Here is a 24,238-nt window from a genome sequence, read left to right on the forward strand (position 1 = left end):
AGGGAGCCACCATGTCCACTCGCAAAATCATCGGTGGGTACGACCGATCGGCCGGTGCCCAGGACGCCGCCACCTGGGCACTGGACGAGGGCCGGCGCACCGGCGCGCCGGTCGAGTTCCTCTACGCCTACGAATGGCCCGTGTGGGCGCCCGCGGCCTCGATGGTGCCCGCCACCTCGGTCTGGCCGGACGAGGAGACCGACCGAGCCATCCGGACGATGCTGCGCGAGGCCGTCGCCGCGGCGCGCACGACCCACCCCGACGTCCGAACCGCGATCTCGATCGTGCACGCGAGCGCGGCCCTCACCCTCATCGACCGGTCCGCCGGCGCGAGCCTGATCGTGCTGGGGTGCCGGGGCCACAGCGCGGTGGCGGGCCTGCTCGGCTCGGTGAGCACGGCGGTCAGCGCGCACGCGCGCTGCCCGGTCGTGCTGGTGCGCGGCGACGCCGCGGCGACCGCGCCCGTCGTGGTGGGCGTCGACGACTCCCCCTCGTCGCACGCGGCCATGGCGTTCGCCGTCGAGCAGGCTCTCGCCCGGCGCGTGCCCCTGCACGTGGTCCGGGCCTGGAAGCCCGTCACCGGGCTCTGGGAGGAGACGGCGATGGCGACCCGCACCGTGACCGCGACGGAGCGGCGTCCCCTCGACGAGCTGGTCGCCGCGTGGCACGAGAAGCACCCCGGCCTCGAGATCCACGCCGAGGCGGTGGTGGAGCATCCCGCCACCGCGCTGACCCGAGCGGGCCTCGGCGCCCAGCTGCTCGTCGTCGGCAGCCGCGGCCGCGGGCCGGTGCGCGGCGCTCTGCTCGGCTCGGTGAGCCAGCATCTGCTGCGGCACGCGGCCTGCCCGGTCGCGATCGCGCACGAGAGCAAGGCCTGAGCGTCACCGCGCGTACCCGGCGCCCCCTCGCTCCGGGGACGCCGGGCGTGAGGGTCACCCCGCGTTCCGGCGCCCTCTCGCTCCGGGGACGCCGCGAGTGAGCGTCACCCCGCGTTCCGGCGCCCCAGCAGCACCTCGCTGAGGGGGCGCCGGGGGGTGGCGCCGACCACGCGCCCGTAACCGACCCGGAGCACCATCTGCGCGGACAGCCCGCTGCCCGGATCGGTCAGCGCGCGGCGCACCACGGGTTCCTCGACGAGCTGGCTGATCGGCGTCGTCGCCAGGTTCTGCCAGGTCGCGGTGAGCAGCACCCGCTGCAGCGCCGCACCCGCGCGCACCTGGTCGGCACGCTCGTCGCCCTCGGTGGCCAGCACCAGCACCGTCGGATAGGGCTCGAAGGGCTCGGCGGGCCGGGGCAGCTCGGCCAGGCTGGTGAAATCGCGGATGGGCACGGTTTCCAGGGAGTCCCACGGGCCGACCGCCCACAGCGGCACCCCGTCGTGCCGGACACCGCGCCCGGTCCAGCGCGCGAGCTCCTCGGCGTAGCCGGGACGGGCGCGCAGCCACCGCTCGGCCGACCGGGCCAGGTCCAGCACCGCGTTGCGCACGGCCGGGCCGGCGACCGTCAGCACGGCGCCCTCCCGGCGCGCCGCGTCCCGCAGGCGCTCGAGCACCGGCGCGGGGACGGGCGTGTGCGCGAACGGCCACCGGTTGGTGTGACGGTGCGGGACGGCCGCGGCGAGAGCCTCCGCCGCCGGGCTCACCGGGGCGGGTCCACCGGCGCGCACCCGGGCCACCAGCTCGGGGTCGCCCGGCTCGGGGAACAGCTCCTCGGACGGGCGATATCCGGCCGCGCCGATGGCCAGCCGGAGGGTGAACACGGCCGCGCCGACGCTGATCAGCTGCTCGCGGCCGTCGGGGTCGAGGACCGGCAACCGGCGCGCGGTGTCGGCGTACACCTCCACGGTGTCGCGGCGTATCCGGAACAGCCACGGCTGGCTGTTGTGCAGCGAGGGCGCGTTCGTCGCCGCGCGGACGCATTCGGTGAGAACCTTCCTCATGGCTCCTCCCCTCACGGGCCTGCCGGGGTATCTCCACCACACCGCGGCACCCGTCGGGCGGCCAGGGCCGAAGGGCCCGGCCGGAACCGGCCCGCCCGGCCCTGACCGGCGGGCTCACGCTGCGCGACGATGAGGGCGGAGGACCAGCCGGCGTGGAGGTGACCACCATGAACACCGCTGGAGCCCCGGTCGTGGCCGGGGTGGACGGATCCGCCCGCGGCGTGACCGCGGTCGAGGTGGCCGCCGAGGCCGCGGCCCAGCGCCGTCGCCCGCTGCGGATCGTGCACGCCCTCATCTATGTGCCGGCGGCGGTGACCATGGCGCCGTCCATCGCGCCGCCCGCCTACCCCGCCTACCGGGAGGCCGCCGAGCAGTTGGTGACGGCGGCCGCCAGGGTGGCGCGCCGGCGGGTGCCCGGGCTCCCGGTCACCTGGGCCGTCGTGCCCGGCGGCGCCGCCTCGGTCCTGGTCGACGAGAGCCGGACCGCCGACCTTCTCGTGCTCGGCGACCGGGGCGCCGGCGCCGCGGCCGGCCTGCTGATCGGCTCGGTGGCGGTGCAGACCGCGGCGCACAGCGCCTGCCCGGTGCTGATCGTCCGCGGCACGCTTCGCGCCGACGGACCGGTGGTGGTGGGTGTCGACGGCTCGGCCGGATCGCAGGACGCGTTGTTGTTCGCCGCCGAGGAGGCCGCCCGCCGCGACACCGAGCTGGTGGCCCTGCGCGCCTGGGACGACGCCGACGGCACCGAGCTCAACGCCGAGCTGCCCATGACGTACGAGACCTGGTCGGGCGACGAGGAGCAGCGGCGGGTGCTCGCCGAGGCGCTGGCCGGCCTCGCCGAGAAGCACCCGGACCTGCCGGTGCGGCCGCAGGTGCGGCGTGGCTCCGCCCGCCGCCTGCTCACCGGCTGGTCGCGCTCCGCCCAGCTGGTCGTCGTCGGCAGCCGGGGGCACGGCGGCTTCGCCGGCCTGCTGCTCGGCTCGGTCGGGCGGCACCTCGTCCACCACGCGGGATGCCCGGTGGCGATCGTCCGGTAGCCCGCACAGCGAACGGGGCCGGCAACGTGGCCGGCCCCGTTCACCATGGGCTGCCTCACCGATCGAGGACCTCGACCTCCACACCGGCGACGCCGGGCACGGTGCGAGCCAGCACGGTGACGACCGCCCGCTCGGTCTCGTCGCCGAACCGGCCACGCACGTGGGCGACGCCGCCCTGGACGGTGGCCGTCCAGCGCACGCCGCCGTCGGCGTACTCGTCGAGGCGGTGCTGCACCTCCCGGGCGAGCACCTCGTCGCTGCGGACCATGGCACGCAGGATGTCGCGCCGGCTCACGATGCCGACCAGGGTGCCGTCCTCTAGCACCGGCAGGCTGCGCACGTCGTTCTCCAGCATCGCCTCGGCCACGTCCGCCACGTCGGTGTCGGGCCGGGCGGTGAGGGGGTACGGCGACATCACCTCCAGCACCATCCCGGGCCGGTTCTCCGGGTCCATGTCGGGCAGCGGGCGCAGGTGAGCGGTCGGGTCCTGCGGGACCCGGTGCCACAGCAGGTCACTCTCGCTGACCATGCCGACCAGTCCGCCGGCGTCGTCCACCACGGGCAGGGCGGTCACCGATCGCGCGCCCATCAGCTCGGCCGCGCTCTCCACCGAGGCGGTCTGCCGCACGGTGTGCACGGGGCTGCTCATGATGTCCTTGACACGCATGACGTCACCTCGCCGCCATGAGTCTCGTCAGGTCGACGAGGCGGCTCGTGTAACCCCACTCGTTGTCGTACCAGCCGAACACCTTCGCCAGGCGTCCCTGCGCCTGGGTGAGGCGGGCGTCGAACACGCAGGACGCCGGGTCGCCGATGATGTCGGTGGAGACCAGTGGCGACTCGGTGTAGCGGATGATGCCGCGCATCCGCGATCCGGCGGCCGAGGCGACGACCTCGTTGATCCGGTCGGCGGTGGCGTCGGCGGACAGCGTGAGGGTCAGGTCGCTGATCGACCCGTCGACCACCGGAACGCGCAGGGCCACCCCGTCGAGGCGGCCGGCCAGCTCGGGCAGCACCACGCCGACGGCCTTCGCCGCGCCGGTGCTGGTCGGGATGATGTTGACGGCCGCCGCCCGGGACCGCCGCGGGTCCTTGTGCGGTGCGTCCAGCACGTTCTGGTCGTTGGTGTAGGCGTGCACGGTGGTCAGGTAGCCCTGCTCGATGCCGAACGCGTCGTGGATCACCTTGAGCAGCGGGGCGACGCAGTTCGTCGTGCACGAGGCCGCGGAGACGATCTGGTGCCGAACCGGGTCGTAGGCCTCCGCGTTGACGCCCGGCACCAGGGTGGCGTCGACGCCCTTGCCGGGCGCGGAGATGAGCACCCGGCCGGCGCCGGCCTTGAGGTGCAGCGCCGCGTCGTCGCGGGCCCGAAGCTTGCCGGTGGACTCGATGACCAGGTCCACGCCGAGCTCGTCCCACGGCAGCTCGTCCGGCGTGCGCTGCCGGAACGCCGGGATGCGGCGCCCGCCGACGATCAGCTCGTCGTCCTCGTGACGCACCTCGGCGCCGAACGGGCCGAAGGTCGAGTCGTACGCGAGCAGGTGCGCGAGCGTCGCGGTGTCGTACAGATCGTTGATCGCCACCACCTGGAGATCCGCGGTCTCGTTCGCCAGCATTCGCAGGTAGTTGCGCCCGATGCGGCCGAACCCGTTGATCGCAATGCGGTAGGTCATGGTCGTCCTCCGTCTCGGCGTGCCGTTGTCCCATGTCTCGTCCTCCAGCGTTTCGCCGAAGCGCCGTACGAGGCAGAGCCGAAGGTCCCGTCGGCTCGGGCAGTACCGGGACCTCCGGGCCTCCCGTCCCGGCCGGACGCCTCTGTTGTCCCCGGCGGACCGTGACGGAGCGTGCTTCGCCTCCGTCGCCGGTGGGTGAGCGGACGCCCTTTCCATCGAGTTACTTCCGTCGATTCTTGTGACGGCAGGTGACGGCGCCGTGAAATGGCGACGCTGCGCGCCCTCACCGGCGATTCGGCGCCTTCTCGACGGAGACGCCATTTGCGTCTGCGGACATGTCCTCAAAGGACCAGTTTCCCTGTCCGGTCGCATGCCGCGGGACAAATATCGGCATTGAGGGGTGGCGCAGCGCCGCGATCACCCACTCGTCCGGAAGGAGCCAGACATGGCTGAGCGCTTCGATCCCAACATCCCACCCACCGGGCCGGCCTCCCCCTGCATCGAGGGCGAGTTCGTCGGCACCGTCGTCATCACCGAGCACCCCGCGATCGGCACGGGCAACCTCGTCATCGACCGCACGAAGCCGTTCGAGATCGAGGTCAAGTGGCACGTCTTCGGCAACCTGGTCCCGCTGTGGCTGACCGCGCTGTCGCGGGACACCGACAAGTGGGTCGTCACGGCCTACGTCGAGTCGCAGGGCCCCGGTGACGAGAAGATCCTCAAGTCGGTGGAGATCCCCGTCGGCTCGCCGCCGTTCTCGATGGACCAGACCTACACGGCGAAGATCGTGGTCCCGGAATACACGTTGAAGGAGGAGACCCCCGGCGACCCCAGCCAGTCCGGCTTCTACAAGGTCGTCGTGACGACCTTCCTCGACTCGAAGCTCGAGGGTGTCGGCTACGACATGATGGGATACGCCGAAGGCCCGATCATCAAGGCCGAGGATCCGAAGTGATTTCCTGCTGATTATGTCGTCGCGCGGAGGCGGGGCCTGGCGAACAGGCCCCGCTTTCGGGACTTTCGGAACATGCGCACGGGGCCGGAAAAAGCCTAGCGTCGAATTATGGCCGAGGGAAAGCGCGCTGAACGGGGAACGACACCACACGCGGTGGGACGGGTGGCCGGGCGGGTGCGCACCGGCCGGGTGAGTGGCCGGGTCGCACCGATCGAGCGCGCCGCCACCGAGGTGGCGCACTTCGACGAGACCCCACGACCGGTGTTCCACGACCCGGAGGGCACCCGCCGGCGGCGGCTTCGGGTCGTCGCGTACGTCGTCGGCCTGGTGCTCCTCGTCGTCCTCCTCGCCTTCTGGCTCAGCCAGCTCAGTGGCGGGGTGCCGTGATGAGCCTGTACCACGGCGCCCGTCCCCCGGAGCCGGCGGAGACCACCGGAAGCATCCCCGCGCTGCGCCGGCGGCGGTCCGTGCTGCGCGGCGTGGTCGTCGTCGCCCTTCTCCTGCTCCTGACGAACATGTTGCTCGTCGAGGCGTACCTGCGCTTCGAGATCGGCCCCTACACGGCACCCGGTGAGGATCAGTCCGCCGAGACCGTTCCCACGGCGGTGCACCGGGGCGGCCCGGTCATCGACCTCTCCGGCGACAAGCCGCTGACGTACCGGATCCCGCCTCGCACGATCGTGCTCACCTTCGACGACGGGCCCGACCCGCGGTGGACGCCGCGGATCCTCGACGTCCTGCGCCGGCACGGGGCACACGCCACCTTCTTCGTGCTCGGCACGCAGGTCGTCCGCAACCCGGCCCTGTCCCGGCGCATCGTGGACGAGGGCCACGACATCGGCGTGCACACGTTCACCCATCCGCGGGTGACGGCGCTCCCCGCATGGCTGCGCCGGCTCGAGCACGCCGCGTCCCAGGGCGCCATCGCGTACCACACCGGGCGCTCCACGACCCTCTACCGCCCGCCGTACTCCTCGATGCCCGGCGCCCTCGGCGACAGCGACATGCCCGTCCTGCGCGAGACGGCCCGGCAGGGATACGTGACCGTGCTCAACACCCTCGACAGCCAGGACTGGCAACGGCCCGGCGCCGACACGATCGTGCGGCTCTCCACACCGGGCAGCGGCGCGGGCGCCGTGGTCCTCATGCACGACGCGGGCGGTGACCGGTCGCAGACCGTGGCCGCGCTCGACCGGCTCATCCCGAGCCTGCGGCAACGCGGCTACCGCTTCCTCACGGTGTCGGAGGCGCTGGCCGGCCGCGTGCCGGCGGCCACCGCGCCGGCCGGGTTCACCGCGGTGTCCCGCGGGTGGGCCCTGGTGTGGATGATCCGGATCGCCGACCTGACGCTCCGCGTGCTCTGGGTGCTGCTCATGGCCGCCGGCGCGCTCGTTCTCGGCCGCACCGTGCTGCTGGTCGCGGTGGCGGTGCACCACGCCCGCCGGCGCCGCGGGCCGCCACCGTCCCGGGGACCCACCGTCGCCGAGCCGGTGTCGATCATCGTCCCGGCGTTCAACGAGGCGGCGACGATCGGGCCCGCCGTGCGATCGCTGGCGATGTCCGCACACCCCGGCGTCGAGGTGGTCGTGGTCGACGACAACTCGACGGACGGGACGGCGGACGTCGTGCGAAGCCTCGGCCTGGGCAACGTGCGGGTGGTCCGGCAGCCCTCGGGGGGCAAGGCGACGGCGCTGAACACCGGAGTCGCGTTCGCCCGCCACGACCTGATCGTCATGGTGGACGCCGACACGATGGTCGAGCCCGACGCGATCCACCGGCTCGTGCAACCGTTCGCCGACCCACGCGTGGGCGGCGTCTCGGGCAACGTCAAGGTCGGCAACCGGCGGAGCCTGCTCGGCACGTGGCAGCACATCGAGTACGTGGTGGGCTTCAATCTCGACCGGCGCCTCTACGACACGTTCGGCTGCATCCCCACGATCCCCGGCGCGCTGGGCGCCTTCCGCCGGCAGGCCCTCGTCGACGCGGGCGGCCTGCGGCTCGACACCCTCGCCGAGGACACCGACCTCACCATCGCCGTGCAGCGGGCCGGCTGGCGTGTCGTCTTCGTGGACGACGCGCGTGCCTGGACGGAGGCTCCGACGGGCATGCGGCAGCTGTGGCGGCAGCGATACCGGTGGAGCTTCGGCACGATGCAGGCGCTGTGGAAGCACCGCGCGGCGGTCACCGACCGCGGGCCGTCCGGCAGGTTCGGGCGGCGCACCCTGCTCCTGGTCGTCCCGTTCACCGTCCTCCTGCCGCTGCTGGCGCCGCTGTTCGACATCATGGCGGTCTACGGGCTGTTCTTCCTGGACAGCACGGCGACGGCGGTCGGCTGGCTGTCGATGCTCGTGGTGCAGGCCGTGACGGCGGCGGTGGCCTTCCGCCTCGACCACGAGTCGCTGCGGCCGCTGTGGACACTGCCGGTGCAGCAGGTCTTCTACCGCCAGCTGATGTACCTGGTCCTGCTCCACTCGGCGCTGACGGCCGTGGCCGGGCGGCGCCTACAGTGGCAGAAGATGCGGCGCACCGGGGAAGTACGGATCCTGCCCGGCTGACCGGAAGGCACGCCTCGACCGGATCAGCAGCTTGACGACATCGACATCGGTGACCGGGACGAAGTCGCCGTAGTAGCGGCCGACCGACAGGAACGGCTGGGGCCGAGCCAGGCAGATCACGTCGTCGGTGGCGGCTCGCAGGGCGGCCACGGCCTCCCGCGAGCCGACCGGCAGGGCGGCGACCACCCGCCGCGCGCCGAGCTGCCGGACCGCCTGGCAGGCCGCCAGGGCCGTCGCTCCGGTGGCCGCGCCGTCGTCCACGACGATCGCCGTCCGCCCGGTGAGCGGGAGGCGGTTCCAGCCGTCGCGAAGCGTGCGAACGCGGTCGTCGACCTCGCCCCGGGCCCGCCGTTGCGCCGCAGCGAGCTCGTCGGGCGCGACGAGCGACGCCGCGACGACGTCGGCGTTGACGACCGTCGCGCCGTCCTCGCCGACAGCGCCCATGGCGAGCTCGGGATCCCCCGGCACGCCGACCTTGCGCACCACGACGATGTCCAGGGGAACGCGCAATGCCTGCGCCACCTCGTACGCCACCGGCACACCGCCGCGGGGCACACCGAGCACGACCACGCCGGCGCGCCGCACCCCACCGATCCGGTGTGCCAGTATCCGGCCCGCCGCCACGCGGTCAGGGAACATCATCGTGACCACCCCGCCTATCCCGCAGGCGGCCGCTTCCCGTCGCGGAAGCCGGCGGCAGGGCCATGACGGGTGAGAGACACGGACCGGGTGCCGCGGCCCGGCGGCGTACGTCAGCCCGCGCCGGCCGGACGAGCGCCACGGACACCGTGCCCACCGCGCGCACGGCCAGCATCACGAGCAAGACCACGACCAACGCGTCCATGAGCGGCCTCCGTCGTTCTCAGACCGGCCCAACCATGAAGACCGGGCAGAGCGCCCGCTGCGGCAACAGGTGGGCGGCCGCGCTCAGCGCGGTGCCGGGCAGCAGGACGCCATGATGGTGACGGCCGATGACCACGGCGGCGGCCCGGCCGGAGGCCTCGATCAGCTCGGCGAGCGGATCACCCTGAATGATCTTGTGGTGGACCGGCACGGGCGATCGGGTGTCCAGGCGCCGCGCCAGATCGGAGCCGTCGCCGACGACGTGCAGCACGACGACCTCACAGCCGCGCACCCGCGCCTCCGCGAGGGCGAACTCGAGCGATGCCCGGGCCGGGGGCGAGCCGTCCACCCCCACGATCAGCGGCCGGGCCGGCCAGGCGGATCCGGCCGGCATCCGCACGAGCAGGACCGGGCCGGCGTGCTGCCGGGCAACCCGATCGGCGACGCTGCGGCCGAACGTGGTCGCGGTGGCGCCGTGGCGGTGGCCGACCACGACGAGCCCGGCCTCGCCCGCCTCCGCGAGCAGTGCGCGCGCCGGATCGGGCCCGATCACCAGGCGGGTGGTCACCGCCACCGCGGGCGAGCCGGTACGCACCCGCTCGCTGAGCCGGTCGAGCAGCCGCGCGCCCGCGTCGCCGGCGCCGGGGCGCCGCACGTTCACTATGCGCAGTGCCCAGCCGCGCAGCTCCGCTTCGACGGCGGCGTGGTCCACGGCGACGAAGCCGGCCGGGGTCTCGTCGGCGCCGGCCACGATGAGGCCGGTGGACGGTGCGGCCGGAGCGGCGTGCGCGGCCGGGCGCGGCGCCGGGGCGTACGGGTCGGGATAGCCGACCGCGCCGAGATAACGGTTGATCGCCTCACCGAAGCGGGTGGCGTCCGAGTGAGCCTGCGTCATGGCGGCCACCTCCCCTTTTCATTCCACGCCGCGCGCACCGCCGCGGGCAGAGCCGTTCGGCCCTTTCGGCCCGGGACGGCGGCCCCGCAGCCGTGCGCGGTAGATCTCGTCCACTCCCCACACCAGCACCGGGAACGGCGCCAGGAACGCCAGCTCGGCCGCCCCCAGCGCGGCGGTGCCGAAGACGGGCTGGAAGGCCGGCACGTAGATGAGGGCGGCGGCGAAGACGATCTCGAAGGCGATGCCGCCGAGCAGCAGGCGATTGCTGAACACGCCGATGGTGCGCAGAGCCGCGTAGTCCGTGCGGGAGGCCATCGCGGTACCGATCTGGCAGGCGACGATCCCGGCGAAGGTCATCGTCGCGGCCTTCGCCTCCACCTCCGCGGGAAGCACGGCGCCCGGATGCCACCCGGCGCGCCACAGCACCCAGAAGAAGCCCGCCGTGACGAGCAGGGCCGACGTCACCCCGAGCAGGCCCCAGGCGCGCACCAGCAGGCGGCGGTCGATCACCCCGGACCGCGGCGACCGGGGCGGCCGGTCCATCAGGCCGGGCTCGGCGCGCTCCCGGCCGAGCGCCAGCGCCGGCAGGGTCTCCGTGCCCAGGTCGATGGCGAGGATCTGGAGCACGGTCAGCGGCAGCGGCACGGCACCGCCGGAGATCGCGAAGATCAGGAAGGGCACGACCTCGGGCACGGCGTGCGCGAAGATGTAGAGCACGAACTTGCGCACGTTGTCGTACACCCGGCGGCCGGCCTCGACGGCGCGCACGATGGTCGCGAAGTTGTCGTCGGTGAGCACCATGGTCGCCGCCTCGCAGGCGACGTCGGTGCCGGTCCGGCCCATCGCGACGCCGATGTCGGCGCGCCGCAGGGCGGGGGCGTCGTTGACGCCGTCGCCGGTCATCGCCACGATGTGGCCCTCGGCGCGCAGGGCCTCGCAGACACGCAGCTTCCCCTCGGGCGACGAACGGGCGAAGACCACCTCCTGGTGGTCGCCGAGCAGCCGGTCGAGGTCGGCGTCGCCCATGTGCTCCAGCTCGGCGCCGGTGATGACGCGCCGGTTCGCGGCGCCGATGCCGACCTGGGCGGCGATCTGCGCGGCCGTGGGCCCGTAGTCGCCGGTGATCACGTGCACGGTGATGCCGGCCCGGTGGGCGGCGGCGACGGCGGCGGGGACGGCGGCGCGCGGTGGGTCCGCCATGGCCACCAGGCCGAGCAGGGTCAGCTGGGCCTCCGCCGTCTCGCGGCCGCCGGCCGGCACGCTCGAGCGGCGCGCGATGGCCAGCACGCGAAGCCCCTGTGCCGCGTACCGGTCGACGGCCGCGGCCACGTCCGCCCGGGTCCCGCCGAGGATCGTGGCGCAGAGCGGGACGACCGACTCGGGCGCGCCCTTCGAGAACAGATGCCCGCCGGCCGCGATGGACATCCGCTTGGTACGGGGGTCGAAGGCGTACAGCGCCGTCCGGGCGGCGTCGCGGTCGGCCGCGTGCACCGGCACCCCGGCGTCCGCCGCCAGCCGCAGCAGGGCCAGCTCGGTCGGATCGCCGGTGTCGCCCGGGGTTCCGTCGCCGGCCAGGTGCGCAGTGGTGCACAGAGCCGCCGCCCTCACCAGCTCCCGCCCGGGCCGGTCGGCCGCCGCCCCCGCGGCGTCCCGGTCCTCGCCGGCCACCCACACGCGCGTGACCCGCATCCGGTTCTCGGTCAGGGTGCCGGTCTTGTCGGTGCAGATCACCGTCGTCGACCCGAGCGTCTCCACGGCGGACAACCTCTTGACGACGGCGCCGGACCGGGCCAGCTCGCGCACCCCGCCGGCGAGCGCGAGGGTGATCGTGGGCAGCAGCCCCTCGGGCACGTTGGCGACGATGAGGCCGATCGCGAACGTGATCGCCGCGGCCCAGCCGAGCCCGGCGAGCACGCCGATCGGCAGGAACGCGGCGCCGGCGAGAACCGCCACCGCCGCGATGATCCAGGTGGCCCGGCGCACCTGGCGCTCCAGCGGGCTCGGCTCCACCTTGCCGCGCTGCGACAGCGCGGCGATGCGGCCGATCTCGGTCCGCATGCCGGTGTGCGTCACCACCGCCCGCGCCTGGCCGGCGGTGCACGACGTGCCGCTGAAGATCAGCTCCCGGGCCTCCAGCAGCGGACCGGGTGCGAGCTCCGCGTCGGCCGTGCGAACGGCGGGCACCGACTCCCCGTTGAGCGCGGAGAGGTCGATCGCCACCGAGCCGTCGACGAGGCGGGCGTCGGCACAGATCCGATCCCCCTCGTCGACCTGCATGACGTCCCCCGGCACGAGGTCGCGCGCCGGCGCCTCGATCAGCACGCCGTCGCGCATGACCCGCGCGGAGTCCGGCAGGTAGGCGGCGAGCGCCTCGACCGCGCGCTCCGCCTGGCGTTCCTGGACGAACGCGAAGGCCGCGTTGAGCACGATGACGGCGACCACCGCCACGGCCAACGCGGGCGCGTGCCCGGCCCAGGCGAGTCCCGCGGCGATCATGAGCAGGACCGCGAGCGGCTGCGTGAACTGCGCCAGGAGCTGCCGCGGCCACCGCCGTCCGCGCCGCCGGGCCAGCTCGTTCGGCCCGTAGACGGTCAACCGGCGGGCCGCCTCGCGGGACCGCAGCCCCGCCGGCGTGGACCGCAGGTGACGGAAGAGCTCGGTGGGTGGTTCCCGCCCGTCGACCTCGGCCGGCGGCATCGTCGTCTGTGCCATACCCCCAGCGTTGGCCGGGGCACCGCGCGAGGGTCAGGGCCGAACTGCCCGGCCGCCCGGTCCCACCGGTCCGTGATGCGGCACGACGAGGACGGGACGGAAGGCATGGTGCAGCGTGGCCATGGCGACGCTGCCGAGCATGAGCTCACGCGCCGCGGACCGTCCGCGCGAACCGACCGCGATCACCGCGGCATGGCTCTTCTCCGCCTGGGTGGCCAGCGCCGCGGCGACGGACCGCCCGCGTTCGGCGTGCACGCCGGTGCGCCGCACCCTGATCAGCCCCGGGATCGCCACGTCCACCCGGTGATCGCCGTCCTCGGCGTGGACCGGCACGACGGCACGCCGGGGGAACAGGTGCGCCACGCTCTCCCGGGCCGCCTCGGCGCCGGCCGTGCCGTCCCAGCCGAGCAGCACGGGCCCGGTGTCGAGAACCGCGCGCTGCGCGTCGAGCAGGGGGTAGGGCACGACCAGCACGGGCCGCGTCGCGCAGTGCACGACCAGGTCCGAGACGCTGCCGAGTGCGGCGCGGGCCCCGGCGAGCCCGCGGGAGCCCACCACGATGAGGTCCGCGCCGGACTCCTCGGCGATCTGGCAGAGCTGGAGACCCTCGGCGCCGTAGGTGCGCCGGATCACCGGATCGGCCTGCCACCCGTACGGGGCGGCGAGGGCGACCCCCATGGCCGCCAGCCGCCGGGCCTCCGACTCGCCCTGGCGCTCGACGGCGGCGACGAAGTCGTTGAGCCCGGCCGTCCCGTGCCACAGCCGGTGCCGCAGCGCCTGGCTCGCGAACGGCGGGGCCCAGACGTACGTCACCCGCGCCCGGGCGGCGGGTGCCAGCCGGGCCGCGACCTCGATCGCGGCTCCGGCCGGGAGGGTCCCGTCGTAGCCGAGCGTCACCGACGGGACCTCGTTCACGGACGCCGCCTCTCGAACGTCCAGCCCCGGATCTCCGGCATGTCCTCGAGGTACTCGATGATGTGCGCCTCGTGCCGGCGCAACTGCTCCACGCACCACGTCTTGAGGTCCGCGGCGCCGCGCGGCAGGCGCCCGGTGAGCAGGCCGCCGTTCGCGTACGGGGTGGCGCTCATCCGCTGAGCACCGCCCGGTGCCGCCTCGCGCACCAGGGCCATCACCGCACCGAACGCGTGCACCAGCACGTAGCCCAGCCACCCGGCCGCCACCAGCGCGGGACCGTTGTGCCCCGGCCCGGCCAGGTAAACGGCCTCCTGGCCGTCGGGCGCGATGGTGGTCACGATGACTCCTTCCGCGGGCTTGCCGTCATCCCGACCGTAGGACGGCGGCGGACGGGCCGGGCAGGGGCTTTCGGCCCCCCGGCGGGGTGCAGCTGCCGGCATGACGCGGCGGCACGGTCCGGGACCGGCATCGTTGCTCCCAGCTCACTGGGCGGTGTAGCCGCCGTCGGTGAGGAAGTACGAGCCGGTGGTGTTCGACGCCTTGTCCGAGACGAGGAAGGCGACCAGCTCGGCGACCTCATCCGCGCGGCCGAGCCGGCCGAGCGGATGCAGCGCGCTCACGCCGGCGATGATGTCCGGATCGGCGGAGGCGAGCAGCGGCGTGTCGATGAAGCCGGGGCCGACGCTGTTGATCCGGATGCCCTGCCGGGCGTACTCGAGCGCCGCCGATTTGGTCATCCCGACCACGCCGTGCTTGGCGGCGACGTAGGCGACGGCCATGCCGAAGCCGACGCTGCCGAGGATCGAGGTCATGTTGACGATCGCGCCGCCGCCCGACGCGAGCATGGCCGGGATCTCGGCGCGCATGCTGAAGAAGACGCCGTTGAGGTTGACGCCGATGACCCGCTCCCAGCCGTCCAGCGGGTATTCGCCGGTGAGCGCCTGCGGACCGCCGATGCCGGCGTTGTTGACCGCGACGTCGAGCCGCCCGAACGCCTCGACGGCGGCGTGCACCATGGCGCCGCATCCCTCCGGGTCCGAGACGTCCACCGCGTAGGGCATCGCGGCGTCGCCGATGTCCTTGGCGACCCGCTCGGCCGCCTCGGCGTCCCAGTCGGCCACGACCACCTTGGCACCGCGCTGGGCCAGCAGGACCGCCGTGGCCTCGCCGATGCCCGAGCCGCCACCGGTCACGATCGCCACCTTGCCCGCGAAGTCCTGTTCCATCTCGGCCTCCTCCCGTCGTTCCCCTCACGACTGTCCGGCCCGGAGAGAGCCTCCGGTACGGCCGGCGGTCCCGCCGTGCCGGGCCTTGCGGCCCCGGCCGCGACGGTGGTCAGCGGGCACGGGAGCCGCCTGCGGACGGCGCGGAGGACGGCGGCGTCGCGGGCGCCGGCGGGCTCCGCGGTCATCACGAGCACGCACCTGCGCGCGCCGGCGGCAAGGGTGATCGCCGCGTCGAGGCCGGGGTGGGCGGTGACCGCGCAGGCGACGCCGGGGTACTTGCCGGACCAGCGCTCGACCGTCTCCCGCACCCCGGTCTGCTCGGGCGCGGCGGCCGCCCCCGCGAGCAGCACACGCAACGGCATCTCGCGGCGCTGCGCCTCGGGAAACGCCGCCCGCAGCACGTCGTCCGCCGTCCGGCTGTCCAGAATGCCCGCGAGGATCATGGCCGCTCCCCAGCCCACTGCTTGTCTCCTCAGCGTCGCGCCGGTGGGCCCGCGCGCGGCAGAGCCGAAGGTCACCCCGGACCGGGCCGCGGGACCGTCGCCCGCAGAGGGGCCTTGCGGCCCTGCCCGTGCCCGCGCGCGTGCGCGATGGTGGGTGCAGGAGGCGAGCCCCATGCGCCAATCGATCCGGCTCGGCAGGCCGCACGGGATCCCGGTCGGGCTGCACTGGTCCGTCCTGGTGATCATGCTGCTGCTCACTCAGGGGCTCGCGGTCTCCCTGCTGCCGGCGATGACGGGCGGCTACGCCCCGGCCGGGTACTGGCTCGCCTCCGCCGGCTTCGCCGCTCTCCTGCTCGTCGCGCTCCTGCTGCACGAGTACGCCCACGCGCGTGCCGCCCAGCACTACGGCCTGCGGGTCCGCTCGATCACGCTGTGGATGTTCGGCGGCGTCGCCGAGCTCGACGGTGAGCCGCCGCATCCGCGCGCCGAGCTGCTGATCGCGCTGGCCGGTCCGGCGGCGAGCCTGGCCACCGCGGGCGTCCTCCTGCTCGCGGTCGGGCCGGCGGACTCGCTGCGTGCCGGTCTGCTCGAGGCGGGCCTGGGCTGGCTCGCCGTGATGAACATCGTGCTGGCCGTCTTCAACATGCTGCCCGGTGCGCCGCTGGACGGCGGGCGGGCGCTGGGTGCGGTCATCTGGTGGGCGCGCGGCGACCGTGCCGCGGCCCGCCGCGCCGCGGCCGTGGCCGGAGTCGTCCTCGGCCTGGTCATGGCGCTCGGTGGCCTGTTCCTCAGCGTGGCGACCCGGTCGATCGCCGGCCTGTGGCTGATCCTGCTGGGCTGGTTCCTGGCGGCCGTGGCGCATGACGAGGAGGCGCGCCTCGACCGGGCCCGCCGCGGGGAGGACGTCCGCGCGGGCGCGGATCGGGGGCGCCGGCCATGACGGCAAGGAGGTGGGAACGATGACCCGAATCGTGCGCATCCTCGACCCGAGAACGGGCGAGGTCGTGCGAGTGTGCCGGGGGCCCGGCCCGTCCGGGGTCTGCCCCCTGCGCGGTGCGAACGGCGTAGTGCCCTGCGCCGGCTTCCTGATCGCGCCGGTCGGCGGCGACCCGCAGTACTGGCCGCTCTCCGTGCCGCGCGGCTACCTGCACTGCGACGTTCCCTGGAACGAGCGCGCGCGGGCGTACATGACGAAGGCGCAACGGTCGCACGCCCGCTGGGCGGAGGGCCTGGCACACGAGACCAGCAGGTTGTACCGGCTGGCCGCGGCCGGTGATCGCCGGTACCGGAAGATGTCACCCTACGAGCTCGAGACGACGGCGCTGTGGCGCTGGCGGAAGTCCCCCTTCGCCGAGGCGGACCGGCGCCGGGAGGAACGGTCCCGGCATCGTGCGGGCACCTATCTCGGCTTCATCAGGCATCGGCGCAGTGCGAGCGCGGCAAAACAATGAGGCGACGGCACGTGAGGCGACGGCGAGGCCCGGGCGGAGCCGCCCGGGCCTCGCCGCGACGCGTCAGTCCTTCGAGCGGAAGGCCGTCGCGAGCTGACCGAGCCCCACGATCATGGCGATCATGGAGCCGGCTATGCCGACGACGAGCATGACCCGGGTGACCAGTGCCCAGTCGAAGCCGCCGGTGAAGCTGAACGGGAACACCTCCCAGATCCGGATCAGCGCGATCAGCCCGGCGCCGGTGGTGGCCAGCCCGCCGAGCGCGGTCAGCCAGCGCGGGTCGTGGATGATCCACACCGCGTTGACGACGACGCCGACTACCAGCGACAGGTTCACCGCGAGCAGGACCTGGGTGGTGTCGGCGGTGAGGAACGGCACGGCGTCCCAGCCAGGCCATCGGTTGATCACGTAGAGCAGCGCCGCGTCGACGGCCGCCGCGATCACGTAGCCGGTCCGCCGGCCCGTCGGGCGGCGTACCTCGGTTGTCATCTCTCCTCCTCAGGCCGCCGCGACGGCCGGCGCCGCGGGCTCGGTGGACGGGGCGGGGACCGCCATGCCGTCGGCGGGATCGAAGAAGTACGCGGCGCCGAGATCCACGCGCAGCCGCACCGGGCGGCCGATGGCCACGTCGGCGCCCTGGCCGACCTTGGCGGTCCACAGCTGGGTGCCGGCCGACTCGTCGACCGCGACCGGCACGTCGCCGTCGGCCAGGGCGCGCAGTCCGTCCGTCGGCGGCGCGAACAGCACGTGTTTCTCGTCGCCGAGCGACTCCACGCCCAGCGGGACGGCCTCCAGCGCTTCCTCGTCCGGCCCGGCCGGCGAGAACGCGGCCGGGCGCAGCCCGATCACCACCGGCGAGCCGATGTAGCGCGCGAGGTCCACCCGCTCGGCGAGAGGGCCGGGAAGCTCGATCGTGCGGCCGCCGAGGTCCACGGTCAGCCGGATGCCGGCCCGGCGGACGGTGACGGTGGCGAAGTTCATGCTGGGTGAGCCCATGAACCCGGCGACGAACCGGTTGGCGGGGGCGCGGTAGAGCTCGTCGGGCGTGCCGACCTGCTGAAGCCGGCCCTTGTCCACGACGGCGATCCGGTCGCCCAGCGTCATGGCCTCGATCTGGTCGTGCGTCACGTAGACCGTGGTGATGCGATACCGCTGATGCAGTCGCGCGAGCTCGGCGCGCATCGACACCCGCAGTTTGGCGTCGAGGTTGGACAGCGGCTCGTCGAGCAGGAAGACCCGTGGCTGGCGCACCATGGCGCGGCCCATCGCGACCCGCTGGCGCTGGCCACCGGAGAGGGCTTTCGGCTTGCGGTCCAGCAGGCCGCCGAGCCCCAGCAGGTCGGCGGTGCTGGTCACCTGCTCGCCGATGCGCTCCTTGCCGACGTGCTGCAACTTGAGCGCGAAACCCATGTTGTCCCGCACCGTCATGTGCGGATAGAGCGCGTAGTTCTGGAACACCATGGCGATGTCCCGTTGCTTCGGCGCCCAGTCGGTCACCCGCTCGCCGTCGATCAGGACGTCGCCGCCGGTCACGTCCTCGAGCCCGGCGATCATGCGCAGTACCGTCGACTTCCCGCAGCCGGACGGCCCGACGAGCACGAGGAACTCGCCGTCGGCGATGGTCAGGCTGAAGTCGTCGACGGCCTTGGTGCCGCCCGGAAAGACCTTCGTCAGGTGATCGAGCCGCACGACGGACATGGCTCCTCCTCAGTTGGCGGTGCGGATCGCGACAGTGGCGCCGTTGTTCCAGACCATCGAGTCGCTCAGGGCGGCCGACGCCTTGCCGGCACCACCGGCCTCGATCTCGAGGGAGCCCCCGGAGATCCCGGCGGGGCGGCGGAACGCGAACGTATAGGTGTGCGAGCCGCGAGCGGGTGGTGGCGCCAGGCTCACCCGCATCCAGGGGATCCGCGGTCCGGTGATCACGGCCGGCCAGGCCGTCCCGGCCCGTTCCAGGCCCTCGGAGGGGAAGAACTCGATCAACGCCTGCGCCGGGCGGGTCCCCCGCACGTGCCGGACGGTCACGGCGACCGTGCCGTACCGGAAGCCGTCGACGGCCGGCCCGAGGACCAGTTCTCCCGCGGTGACGGCGACGTCCGTGACGTACGGGTTGAGCGCCATCCGGACGGGCCCGCTGACCTGGTCGAAGTGCCCGCCGGCCCAGCGGTAGCCGCGACGCTGCCACACCTGCGGCGTGCGGTCGTCGCAGCACACCTGGTAGTCGGCCACGCGGGCGGTGACGACGCCGTCGTCCGACACCCGGACGCTGCCGGCGCCGATGTCACGGATCGCTCCGGTCGTCGCGACGACCGTTCCCATCGTGACGATGCGGCCCGCGGCGTTCCGGTCGAAGGCGACGACCTGCTGGCTGCCGCCCTCGATCAGGCATCCGATGCGTGCCACGGTCTCGTCCGCCCCGTCCCGGTCGAGGTCGCCGTAGGCGACGTCCAGGATGACGATCTCCATACCCCTCGGCGGCCCGTGCGGGGCCGGCGTCGTCTCCTGCTCGATCGGCACGACGCCGTCACGGAACCGCAGCCGTCCGGAGGGACCTCGCACGTTGTCCTTCGGCCAGGGCGGAATGGTGAGCGTGGCGTTCTGCAGCGTCGCCAGGGCGATGTGGCCGTCCGGGACGGCCCGTGGCCGGGACGGCGACGGCGTCCCCGAGGACGGCGGTGCCGGCACGGCGGGAGTCTCGGCCTCGTCACCGCGCCGCAGCAGCAGGGCGATCACGAGCGGGACGAGCAGAGCGAGAGTGGCCAGAGCCGCGACCAGGGCCACCCGCCACGTGTGCCGCTTCTTCTCCGGCGGCTCCGGAAACGCGGGGAACCGCACGGTGGGTCGATCGGACATCACACACCCCCGAGGCCTTCCCCTTCACCGTGCTCGGGTGGCGAGGTGACGCACCAGGGGCCGAGGTCGTGTCGCAGGGGGACCGACGACTCTGGCGGGCGCGCCGGCACCGCGATGAGCTGAGGGCGAGGACGTACGGGGAGGCCCGGATGGACAGGCTCAGGTCGGCCCGCGTGATGGCCGGCTACGACGCGTCCCCGGCCGCGAACCTCGCTCTCGACGTCGCCGCGGTCCTCCTCCCGCGCACCCACGCCTGGATCACGTACCTGTGGACGCCGCCGTTCGCCGACGGCACGGTGTGCCGCCGGCTGTGGCGGGACGCCACCAGCCTCGGCGCCTTCGTGGCGGCGATCGAGCGCGAGGGCGAGGCGGCGGCCGAACGGCGGGCCGCGATGGGCGTCGCCCTCGCCCGCGCCGCGGGGTGGTCCGCCGAGCCGCTGGTCGAGCGCGGCTACGGCGCCGTGGGCCTGCAACTGGCCGATCTCGCCGAGAAGCTCGGCCCCGACCTCGTGCTGATGGGCACGCCGGGGTGCGGTGCCGTCACCGGCACGGTCGTGCGCTACTCACCCCGGCCCGTGCTGATGATCCCCTTCCCGTTGCTCGCCGCCGAGCGGGTGGCGCTGCGTGACGGGCCGGTCGTCGCCGGCTGTGCCGGGGCGCCCGACCTGTTCGCCCCGCGCGAGCTGGTCGAAGGGCCGGCCGGCGCCGAGCGCCTCGCCGCCGTGGCGGCCGCACGGCGGGCCGCCGTGATCGTCGCCGGCGCGCGGACCGCGGCGGATCTGCACGACTGCCCACGCCCCGTCCTGATCGTTCCCGAGCCTCGTGGAGGGACCTGATGTCGTCTTACGCCGACCGTCTGCGTGCCATGTACCCCGGCGGGCGGGCCAACGCGACCGCCCGCCGGTACGCCCGTTTCTGGGCCGTCGTGCAGGGCGCCGGCCTGCTTCCCCGGCGCTGGGTGACGCTCGAGGTGCCCGGGCGCCGGACCGGCCGGATCACCCGGTTCCCGCTCGGCATGGCCGACTGGCGGGGTGACTGGTATCTGGTGTCCATGCTCGGCGACGAGTGCAACTGGGTGCGCAACGTCCGCGCCGCCGGTGGCCGGGCGACGCTGCGGCGCGGGGTCGCCCGAGCCTGCCGGTTGGTCGAGGTGCCGGCGACCGGCCGGGCGCCGATCATCAAGCGCTACCTGCGGAAGGTTCCCGGCGGACGGCCGCACATTCCCGTCGACCGGCACGCGCCGCTGGCGGAGTTCGACGCGGTCGCGGGCCGCTACCCCGTCTTCCGTGTGGAGACCGTGGCGAAGGCGGGCCGCGGGTGGCGCAGCAGGCGCCGCATGGCGGCGCCGGTGATCGCCGACGTCACCGCGGCCATGAGCAGCCCGGCGCCGGCACCGACCGTCACCACCACGGCGACGGGCTGCCCGGGGTGCCAGAGCGGTGTGGCCACGGCCAGGAACACGCCCAGGCCGGCCAGCCAGGCGAGGGCCGTGTAGACGATCCAGGCCGCCGAACGCCGCAGCAGCGTGCGCAGGACGAGCCACTGCGCCGTCCCGATGGAGGCCAGCAAGACCGGCCCGCCGGCGATCAGCACGACCGGCGCCGCCGCCGGCCACGTCGAGGGCATCATGCCGATCGCGTACGCGAGCACGGCCGCACCCGCCGTCGCCGCCACCCACCGGCGCACCGGGAAGCCGTCGAGAACCTCCCGGAGCACGATGGCCTGGGCGAGGCCGAGCATCGTGCCCTCCACCGCACCGGCCGCCAGGATCGCCGCGAGAGCGACCGCGGCCGGGGCTGCCGCCGTCAGCGCGCCGGCGACGACCGGCACGCAGAAGCCGGCGAACTCGCCCGCCGTCACGACGGTGAACCACCGGAGCGGATTCATCGCCGTCCTCCTTCCGCTGTCATCGGCCGCCGGGCCGGACGGTCCGCGCGACCGGGACCTCGTGCCCTCGCGGCGCCGCCGGCCGGCGTCCTAGCCTCGACTCGAACCCTCGAGGAGAGGAGCCGAGATGGACATCCTCCGGCAGGCGCTCTGTGCGATGGGGCGACACTCGGGCGAGTGGTCGCACCCCGGCAGCCGCTGCGAGACGATCCGGACCTGCTCGGCCTGCGGGCGGACCGAGGAGCGTTCCCGCCACGACTGGGGCGACTGGGGCTATGCGGGCGGCTGCGAGCAGGTCCGCAGGTGCCTGCGGTGCGGCGCGCCGGACTCGTGGCCGGATCACGACTGGGGGCCGTGGCTCTACGCGAACACCGAGTTCAACTCGCCGCAGGTCCGCACGTGCCGCCGATGCCACACCAGCGAGCGGACGTCACCCACGTACCGGTGACGTCCGCCGCCCGGTCGTCAGGCCGAGCCGAAGCCCAGCCCGGTGGAGAGCATCTGACGGTCGTCGAGGTCGTACGTCAGGTTGCCCTTGACGTCGACCACCCCGGCCACCTGACGGGTCAGCCGCAGGGCCAGGTCGGCCGTCGACCAGCGGTCGGCGCGGCCGGTCAGCGTCACCACCCCGTCCGCGACGGTGACGGTCACCTCGGTGTCCGAGCCGATGAGGAATTTGCCGAACACGCCGTTCACGATCTCGGCCTCGATCTCGTCGTCCGGGCGCAGGTGCACCTTCAGCAGGTCGCCGCGGGTGACGATGCCGACGAGCCGGCCCATCTCGTCGACCACGGGCAGGCGCTTGACGTGCTCGTCGTCCATGACGCGGGCGGCGGCCGCCAGGGGCGTGCCGGTGGGCACGGTCACCGCCGGGCTGCTCATCAGGTCGGTCGCCGTGCCGGCGAGCGCCTTGGCGCGCTCCCCGCGACGGCGGCGCCCCTCGAAGAGGCGGGGCTGCTCGTCACCCGCGTACTCGATCTTGCGAAGCAGGTCGGCCTCGGAGACCACCCCGGCCACCCGCTGGTAATCGTCCACCACCGGAACGGCGCTGAAGTTGCGGCTCACCAGCAGGTCGACCAGCTCACGGTACGAGGTGCCCGGCGCCGCGGTCACGACCGCCTGGGTCATCACGTCGTCCACGGTCCAGGTCTTCATCACTGCCCTCCATCGTCCGCTGAAGCCGCTCGGCCCGCTTTTTCAGACCGGCGAGCATGTGGTGTTCCATGATCAGGCTGCCGGGCGCCATCACCACGTTGTAGACGGCGCGGCGGCGGGGCGACACGACACGGTTCCGGCTGATCAGCCGGGTGTTGTCGCCGTCGGGGCGCAGCTCGAAGATCCACACCCAGTCGCCGTCCAGCGAACGGAAGGCGAGCGCCCGTTCGCGGTCGCAGATCTCCACCCGCATGTCGGGTCCGTCCTGCCCCAGCGGCAGCACGTCCCCGGCGGCCAAGCCCTGGAACTGCGGGAGGATCTCGTCGGCGCTGTGCATGTTCAGGCCGAACATATTCTCGATCCAATCGTACGTGTAGGCGCCGCCTCGCCCGCTGCCCATCTGCACGAGCCACGGCCACACCGCGGACGGCGGCGCGGCGATCGTGACGGCACGGGTGGAGATGAGGTCGGCGTCCGGCACCAGGTCGTCACCGGGCATGGGCCCGGCGGCCTCACCCGGCGTGGCGCCCCAGGTCACGTAGCGGCGCAGGGCCGGCGGCGACAGCGCCGCACCGACCGCCACCACGCCCGCCACGAGCACGAAGGTCCGGGTTCTCATCGCGTCAGCACCACCTTCAGGGCGCCCGTGTGCGCCGGGTCGCCGAACACGTCGTACGCGGGCATGAACTCGTCGAGACCGAAGCGGTGGGTGACCATGTGGCCGAGGTCGAGCTGACCGGCGACGAGCATGTCCAGCAGTTTCGGCGTCGAGAAGGTGTCGACCAGGCCGGTGGTGATGGTGACATTGCGGATCCACAGGTCCTCCAGGTGCAACGTGGCCGCCTTGCCGTGCACGCCGATGTTGGCGACCCGGCCTCCCGGGCGTACGAGCGAAGCGCACAGCTCGAAGGTCTGCGGGGTGCCCACCGCCTCCATCACCACGTCCGCGCCGAGGCCCCCGGTGAGCCCGCGCACGACCGCGAGCGGGTCCTCCGCGCCGGCCACGACCGCGGTGTCCGCGCCGAACATCTTCGCGGCCAGCAGGCGGCTCTCCGCCTTGTCGACGACGACGATGTGGGCGGGCGAGTAGAGCCGCGCGGTCACCACGGCCGCCAGCCCGATCGGGCCCGCGCCGACGACGACCACGGTGTCGCCCGGCCGGACCCGGCCGTTGAGGACGCCGACCTCGTACGCCGTGGGCAGGATGTCCGCCAGCAGCACCGCCGACTCGTCGCTCACCAGGTCCGGCAGCTTGTACGTCGACAGGTCGGCGAACGGGATCCGGGCGTACTCCGACTGCACCCCGTCGACGAGATGGCCGAGGATCCAGCCGCCCCCGCCGAGGCACTGCCCGTACGAGCCCTCCCGGCAGAAGCGGCAGATGCCGCAGGCGGAGATGCAGGAGGCCAGCACCCTGTCCCCCGCGGCGAGCCCGGCCACGCCGGTGCCCGTCTCGACGACCGTGCCGACGGCCTCGTGGCCGAGCACCCGGCCGGGCGCCACCTCGGGCACGTCGCCGCCGAGGATGTGCAGGTCGGTGCCGCAGATGGTGACGGCGTCGACCCGGATGATCGCGTCTCGCGGCTCCTGGATGCCGGGGTCGGGGATCTGGGTCCACGACCGCGCGCCCGGTCCGCTGTACACAAGTCCTCTCATGTCTCCAAGCTCGTCCTTTCACGTCCCGTCCAGTAGGGACGTC

Annotated in this window: 26 protein-coding genes; 9 read left to right on the forward strand and 17 right to left on the reverse strand. The window is 73.8% G+C overall.

Going from position 1 to position 24,238, the window contains the following annotated elements:
* Positions 1–11: 11 nt before the first annotated feature.
* Positions 12–878, forward strand: coding sequence for a universal stress protein (locus Ade02nite_RS35420; RefSeq protein ID WP_203773333.1), 867 nt, complete (start codon positions 12–14; stop codon positions 876–878).
* A 104-nt stretch (positions 879–982) separates the two neighbouring features.
* On the opposite strand, the gene Ade02nite_RS35425 is transcribed toward Ade02nite_RS35420, so the two are convergent.
* On the reverse strand, positions 983–1,939 hold the full coding sequence (locus Ade02nite_RS35425) for an Acg family FMN-binding oxidoreductase (protein ID WP_203773335.1): 957 nt from the start codon (positions 1,937–1,939) through the stop codon (positions 983–985).
* A gap of 167 nt (positions 1,940–2,106) precedes the next feature.
* On the opposite strand from Ade02nite_RS35425, the gene Ade02nite_RS35430 reads away from it, so the two are divergent.
* Positions 2,107–2,976 (forward strand): universal stress protein, encoded by an 870-nt coding sequence (locus Ade02nite_RS35430; RefSeq protein WP_203773337.1) that lies wholly within the window; start codon positions 2,107–2,109, stop codon positions 2,974–2,976.
* 55 nt (positions 2,977–3,031) lie between these two features.
* On the opposite strand, the gene Ade02nite_RS35435 is transcribed toward Ade02nite_RS35430, so the two are convergent.
* Complete coding sequence (locus Ade02nite_RS35435; protein ID WP_203773339.1) at positions 3,032–3,643, reverse strand: CBS domain-containing protein; 612 nt, start codon at positions 3,641–3,643, stop codon at positions 3,032–3,034.
* Positions 3,644–3,647: 4 nt separating this feature from the next.
* The gene (gene gap / locus Ade02nite_RS35440; RefSeq protein WP_203773341.1) at positions 3,648–4,649 is read right to left on the reverse strand and encodes a type I glyceraldehyde-3-phosphate dehydrogenase; all 1,002 of its coding nucleotides are present in this window, start codon (positions 4,647–4,649) and stop codon (positions 3,648–3,650) included.
* A 445-nt stretch (positions 4,650–5,094) separates the two neighbouring features.
* On the opposite strand from gap, the gene Ade02nite_RS35445 reads away from it, so the two are divergent.
* From Ade02nite_RS35445 to Ade02nite_RS35455, 3 genes are all read left to right on the forward strand, one after another.
* The gene (locus Ade02nite_RS35445; RefSeq protein ID WP_203773343.1) at positions 5,095–5,604 is read left to right on the forward strand and encodes a hypothetical protein; all 510 of its coding nucleotides are present in this window, start codon (positions 5,095–5,097) and stop codon (positions 5,602–5,604) included.
* A gap of 108 nt (positions 5,605–5,712) precedes the next feature.
* The gene (locus Ade02nite_RS35450; protein WP_203773345.1) at positions 5,713–5,991 is read left to right on the forward strand and encodes a hypothetical protein; all 279 of its coding nucleotides are present in this window, start codon (positions 5,713–5,715) and stop codon (positions 5,989–5,991) included.
* On the forward strand, positions 5,991–8,159 hold the full coding sequence (locus Ade02nite_RS35455; RefSeq protein WP_203773347.1) for a bifunctional polysaccharide deacetylase/glycosyltransferase family 2 protein: 2,169 nt from the start codon (positions 5,991–5,993) through the stop codon (positions 8,157–8,159). The genes Ade02nite_RS35450 and Ade02nite_RS35455 overlap by 1 nt, the downstream gene beginning before the upstream one ends.
* Here the strand turns inward: Ade02nite_RS35455 and Ade02nite_RS35460 are convergent.
* The 7 genes from Ade02nite_RS35460 to Ade02nite_RS35490 all read right to left on the reverse strand — a co-directional run bounded on the left by Ade02nite_RS35460 (position 8,106) and on the right by Ade02nite_RS35490 (position 15,193).
* Complete coding sequence (locus tag Ade02nite_RS35460; protein ID WP_203773349.1) at positions 8,106–8,801, reverse strand: phosphoribosyltransferase; 696 nt, start codon at positions 8,799–8,801, stop codon at positions 8,106–8,108. The two genes, Ade02nite_RS35455 and Ade02nite_RS35460, sit on opposite strands and share 54 nt — an antisense overlap.
* A 220-nt stretch (positions 8,802–9,021) precedes the next feature.
* Complete coding sequence (locus Ade02nite_RS35465; RefSeq protein ID WP_203773351.1) at positions 9,022–9,897, reverse strand: universal stress protein; 876 nt, start codon at positions 9,895–9,897, stop codon at positions 9,022–9,024.
* 18 nt (positions 9,898–9,915) lie between these two features.
* Positions 9,916–12,609: a cation-translocating P-type ATPase gene (locus Ade02nite_RS35470; protein WP_239169291.1), complete on the reverse strand. Its 2,694-nt coding sequence runs from the start codon at positions 12,607–12,609 to the stop codon at positions 9,916–9,918.
* Positions 12,610–12,642: 33 nt separating this feature from the next.
* Positions 12,643–13,524 carry a universal stress protein gene (locus tag Ade02nite_RS35475; protein WP_239169292.1) on the reverse strand — a complete coding sequence of 294 codons (882 nt, stop codon included), beginning with the start codon at positions 13,522–13,524 and terminating at the stop codon, positions 12,643–12,645.
* The gene (locus Ade02nite_RS35480) at positions 13,521–13,862 is read right to left on the reverse strand and encodes a hypothetical protein (protein ID WP_203773353.1); all 342 of its coding nucleotides are present in this window, start codon (positions 13,860–13,862) and stop codon (positions 13,521–13,523) included. Before Ade02nite_RS35480 ends, Ade02nite_RS35475 begins: the two co-directional genes overlap by 4 nt.
* A gap of 144 nt (positions 13,863–14,006) precedes the next feature.
* A complete protein-coding gene (locus Ade02nite_RS35485) occupies positions 14,007–14,750 on the reverse strand; it encodes an SDR family NAD(P)-dependent oxidoreductase (protein ID WP_203773355.1) in 744 nt (247 codons plus the stop codon).
* The gene (locus Ade02nite_RS35490) at positions 14,714–15,193 is read right to left on the reverse strand and encodes a hypothetical protein (RefSeq protein WP_203773357.1); all 480 of its coding nucleotides are present in this window, start codon (positions 15,191–15,193) and stop codon (positions 14,714–14,716) included. Before Ade02nite_RS35490 ends, Ade02nite_RS35485 begins: the two co-directional genes overlap by 37 nt.
* A gap of 172 nt (positions 15,194–15,365) precedes the next feature.
* On the opposite strand from Ade02nite_RS35490, the gene Ade02nite_RS35495 reads away from it, so the two are divergent.
* Both Ade02nite_RS35495 and Ade02nite_RS35500 read left to right on the forward strand, forming a co-directional pair.
* A complete protein-coding gene (locus tag Ade02nite_RS35495; RefSeq protein ID WP_203773359.1) occupies positions 15,366–16,133 on the forward strand; it encodes a site-2 protease family protein in 768 nt (255 codons plus the stop codon).
* Positions 16,134–16,152: 19 nt separating this feature from the next.
* Entirely contained in the window at positions 16,153–16,644 is a 492-nt protein-coding gene (locus tag Ade02nite_RS35500) for a hypothetical protein (protein ID WP_203773361.1), read from the forward strand.
* A gap of 63 nt (positions 16,645–16,707) precedes the next feature.
* On the opposite strand, the gene Ade02nite_RS35505 is transcribed toward Ade02nite_RS35500, so the two are convergent.
* The 3 genes from Ade02nite_RS35505 to Ade02nite_RS35515 are packed head-to-tail and all read right to left on the reverse strand — an operon-like array spanning position 16,708 to position 19,497.
* A complete protein-coding gene (locus tag Ade02nite_RS35505) occupies positions 16,708–17,133 on the reverse strand; it encodes a hypothetical protein (RefSeq protein ID WP_203773363.1) in 426 nt (141 codons plus the stop codon).
* Between the two features lie 9 nt (positions 17,134–17,142).
* A complete protein-coding gene (locus Ade02nite_RS35510; protein WP_203773365.1) occupies positions 17,143–18,342 on the reverse strand; it encodes an ABC transporter ATP-binding protein in 1,200 nt (399 codons plus the stop codon).
* Positions 18,343–18,351: 9 nt separating this feature from the next.
* A complete protein-coding gene (locus Ade02nite_RS35515; protein WP_203773367.1) occupies positions 18,352–19,497 on the reverse strand; it encodes a hypothetical protein in 1,146 nt (381 codons plus the stop codon).
* 149 nt (positions 19,498–19,646) lie between these two features.
* Here Ade02nite_RS35515 and Ade02nite_RS35520 point away from each other — a divergent pair, with 149 nt between their 5' ends.
* On the forward strand, positions 19,647–20,333 hold the full coding sequence (locus Ade02nite_RS35520; RefSeq protein ID WP_203773368.1) for a universal stress protein: 687 nt from the start codon (positions 19,647–19,649) through the stop codon (positions 20,331–20,333).
* 436 nt (positions 20,334–20,769) lie between these two features.
* Here the strand turns inward: Ade02nite_RS35520 and Ade02nite_RS35525 are convergent, their stop codons facing one another.
* Entirely contained in the window at positions 20,770–21,384 is a 615-nt protein-coding gene (locus tag Ade02nite_RS35525) for a hypothetical protein (RefSeq protein WP_203773369.1), read from the reverse strand.
* Positions 21,385–21,511: 127 nt separating this feature from the next.
* On the opposite strand from Ade02nite_RS35525, the gene Ade02nite_RS35530 reads away from it, so the two are divergent.
* A complete protein-coding gene (locus Ade02nite_RS35530) occupies positions 21,512–21,832 on the forward strand; it encodes a hypothetical protein (protein ID WP_203773370.1) in 321 nt (106 codons plus the stop codon).
* Between the two features lie 17 nt (positions 21,833–21,849).
* On the opposite strand, the gene Ade02nite_RS35535 is transcribed toward Ade02nite_RS35530, so the two are convergent.
* Genes Ade02nite_RS35535 through Ade02nite_RS35545 form a run of 3 tightly spaced genes read right to left on the reverse strand, consistent with a single transcriptional unit; the run spans position 21,850 to position 24,195 of the window.
* The gene (locus tag Ade02nite_RS35535) at positions 21,850–22,539 is read right to left on the reverse strand and encodes a CBS domain-containing protein (protein ID WP_203773371.1); all 690 of its coding nucleotides are present in this window, start codon (positions 22,537–22,539) and stop codon (positions 21,850–21,852) included.
* Positions 22,466–23,158: an SRPBCC family protein gene (locus Ade02nite_RS35540; RefSeq protein WP_203773372.1), complete on the reverse strand. Its 693-nt coding sequence runs from the start codon at positions 23,156–23,158 to the stop codon at positions 22,466–22,468. Before Ade02nite_RS35540 ends, Ade02nite_RS35535 begins: the two co-directional genes overlap by 74 nt.
* The gene (locus Ade02nite_RS35545; protein WP_203773373.1) at positions 23,155–24,195 is read right to left on the reverse strand and encodes an alcohol dehydrogenase catalytic domain-containing protein; all 1,041 of its coding nucleotides are present in this window, start codon (positions 24,193–24,195) and stop codon (positions 23,155–23,157) included. Before Ade02nite_RS35545 ends, Ade02nite_RS35540 begins: the two co-directional genes overlap by 4 nt.
* Positions 24,196–24,238: the final 43 nt, after the last annotated feature.

Origin of the sequence: Paractinoplanes deccanensis, from assembly GCF_016862115.1 — a bacterium.
GTDB lineage: Bacteria > Actinomycetota > Actinomycetes > Mycobacteriales > Micromonosporaceae > Actinoplanes > Actinoplanes deccanensis.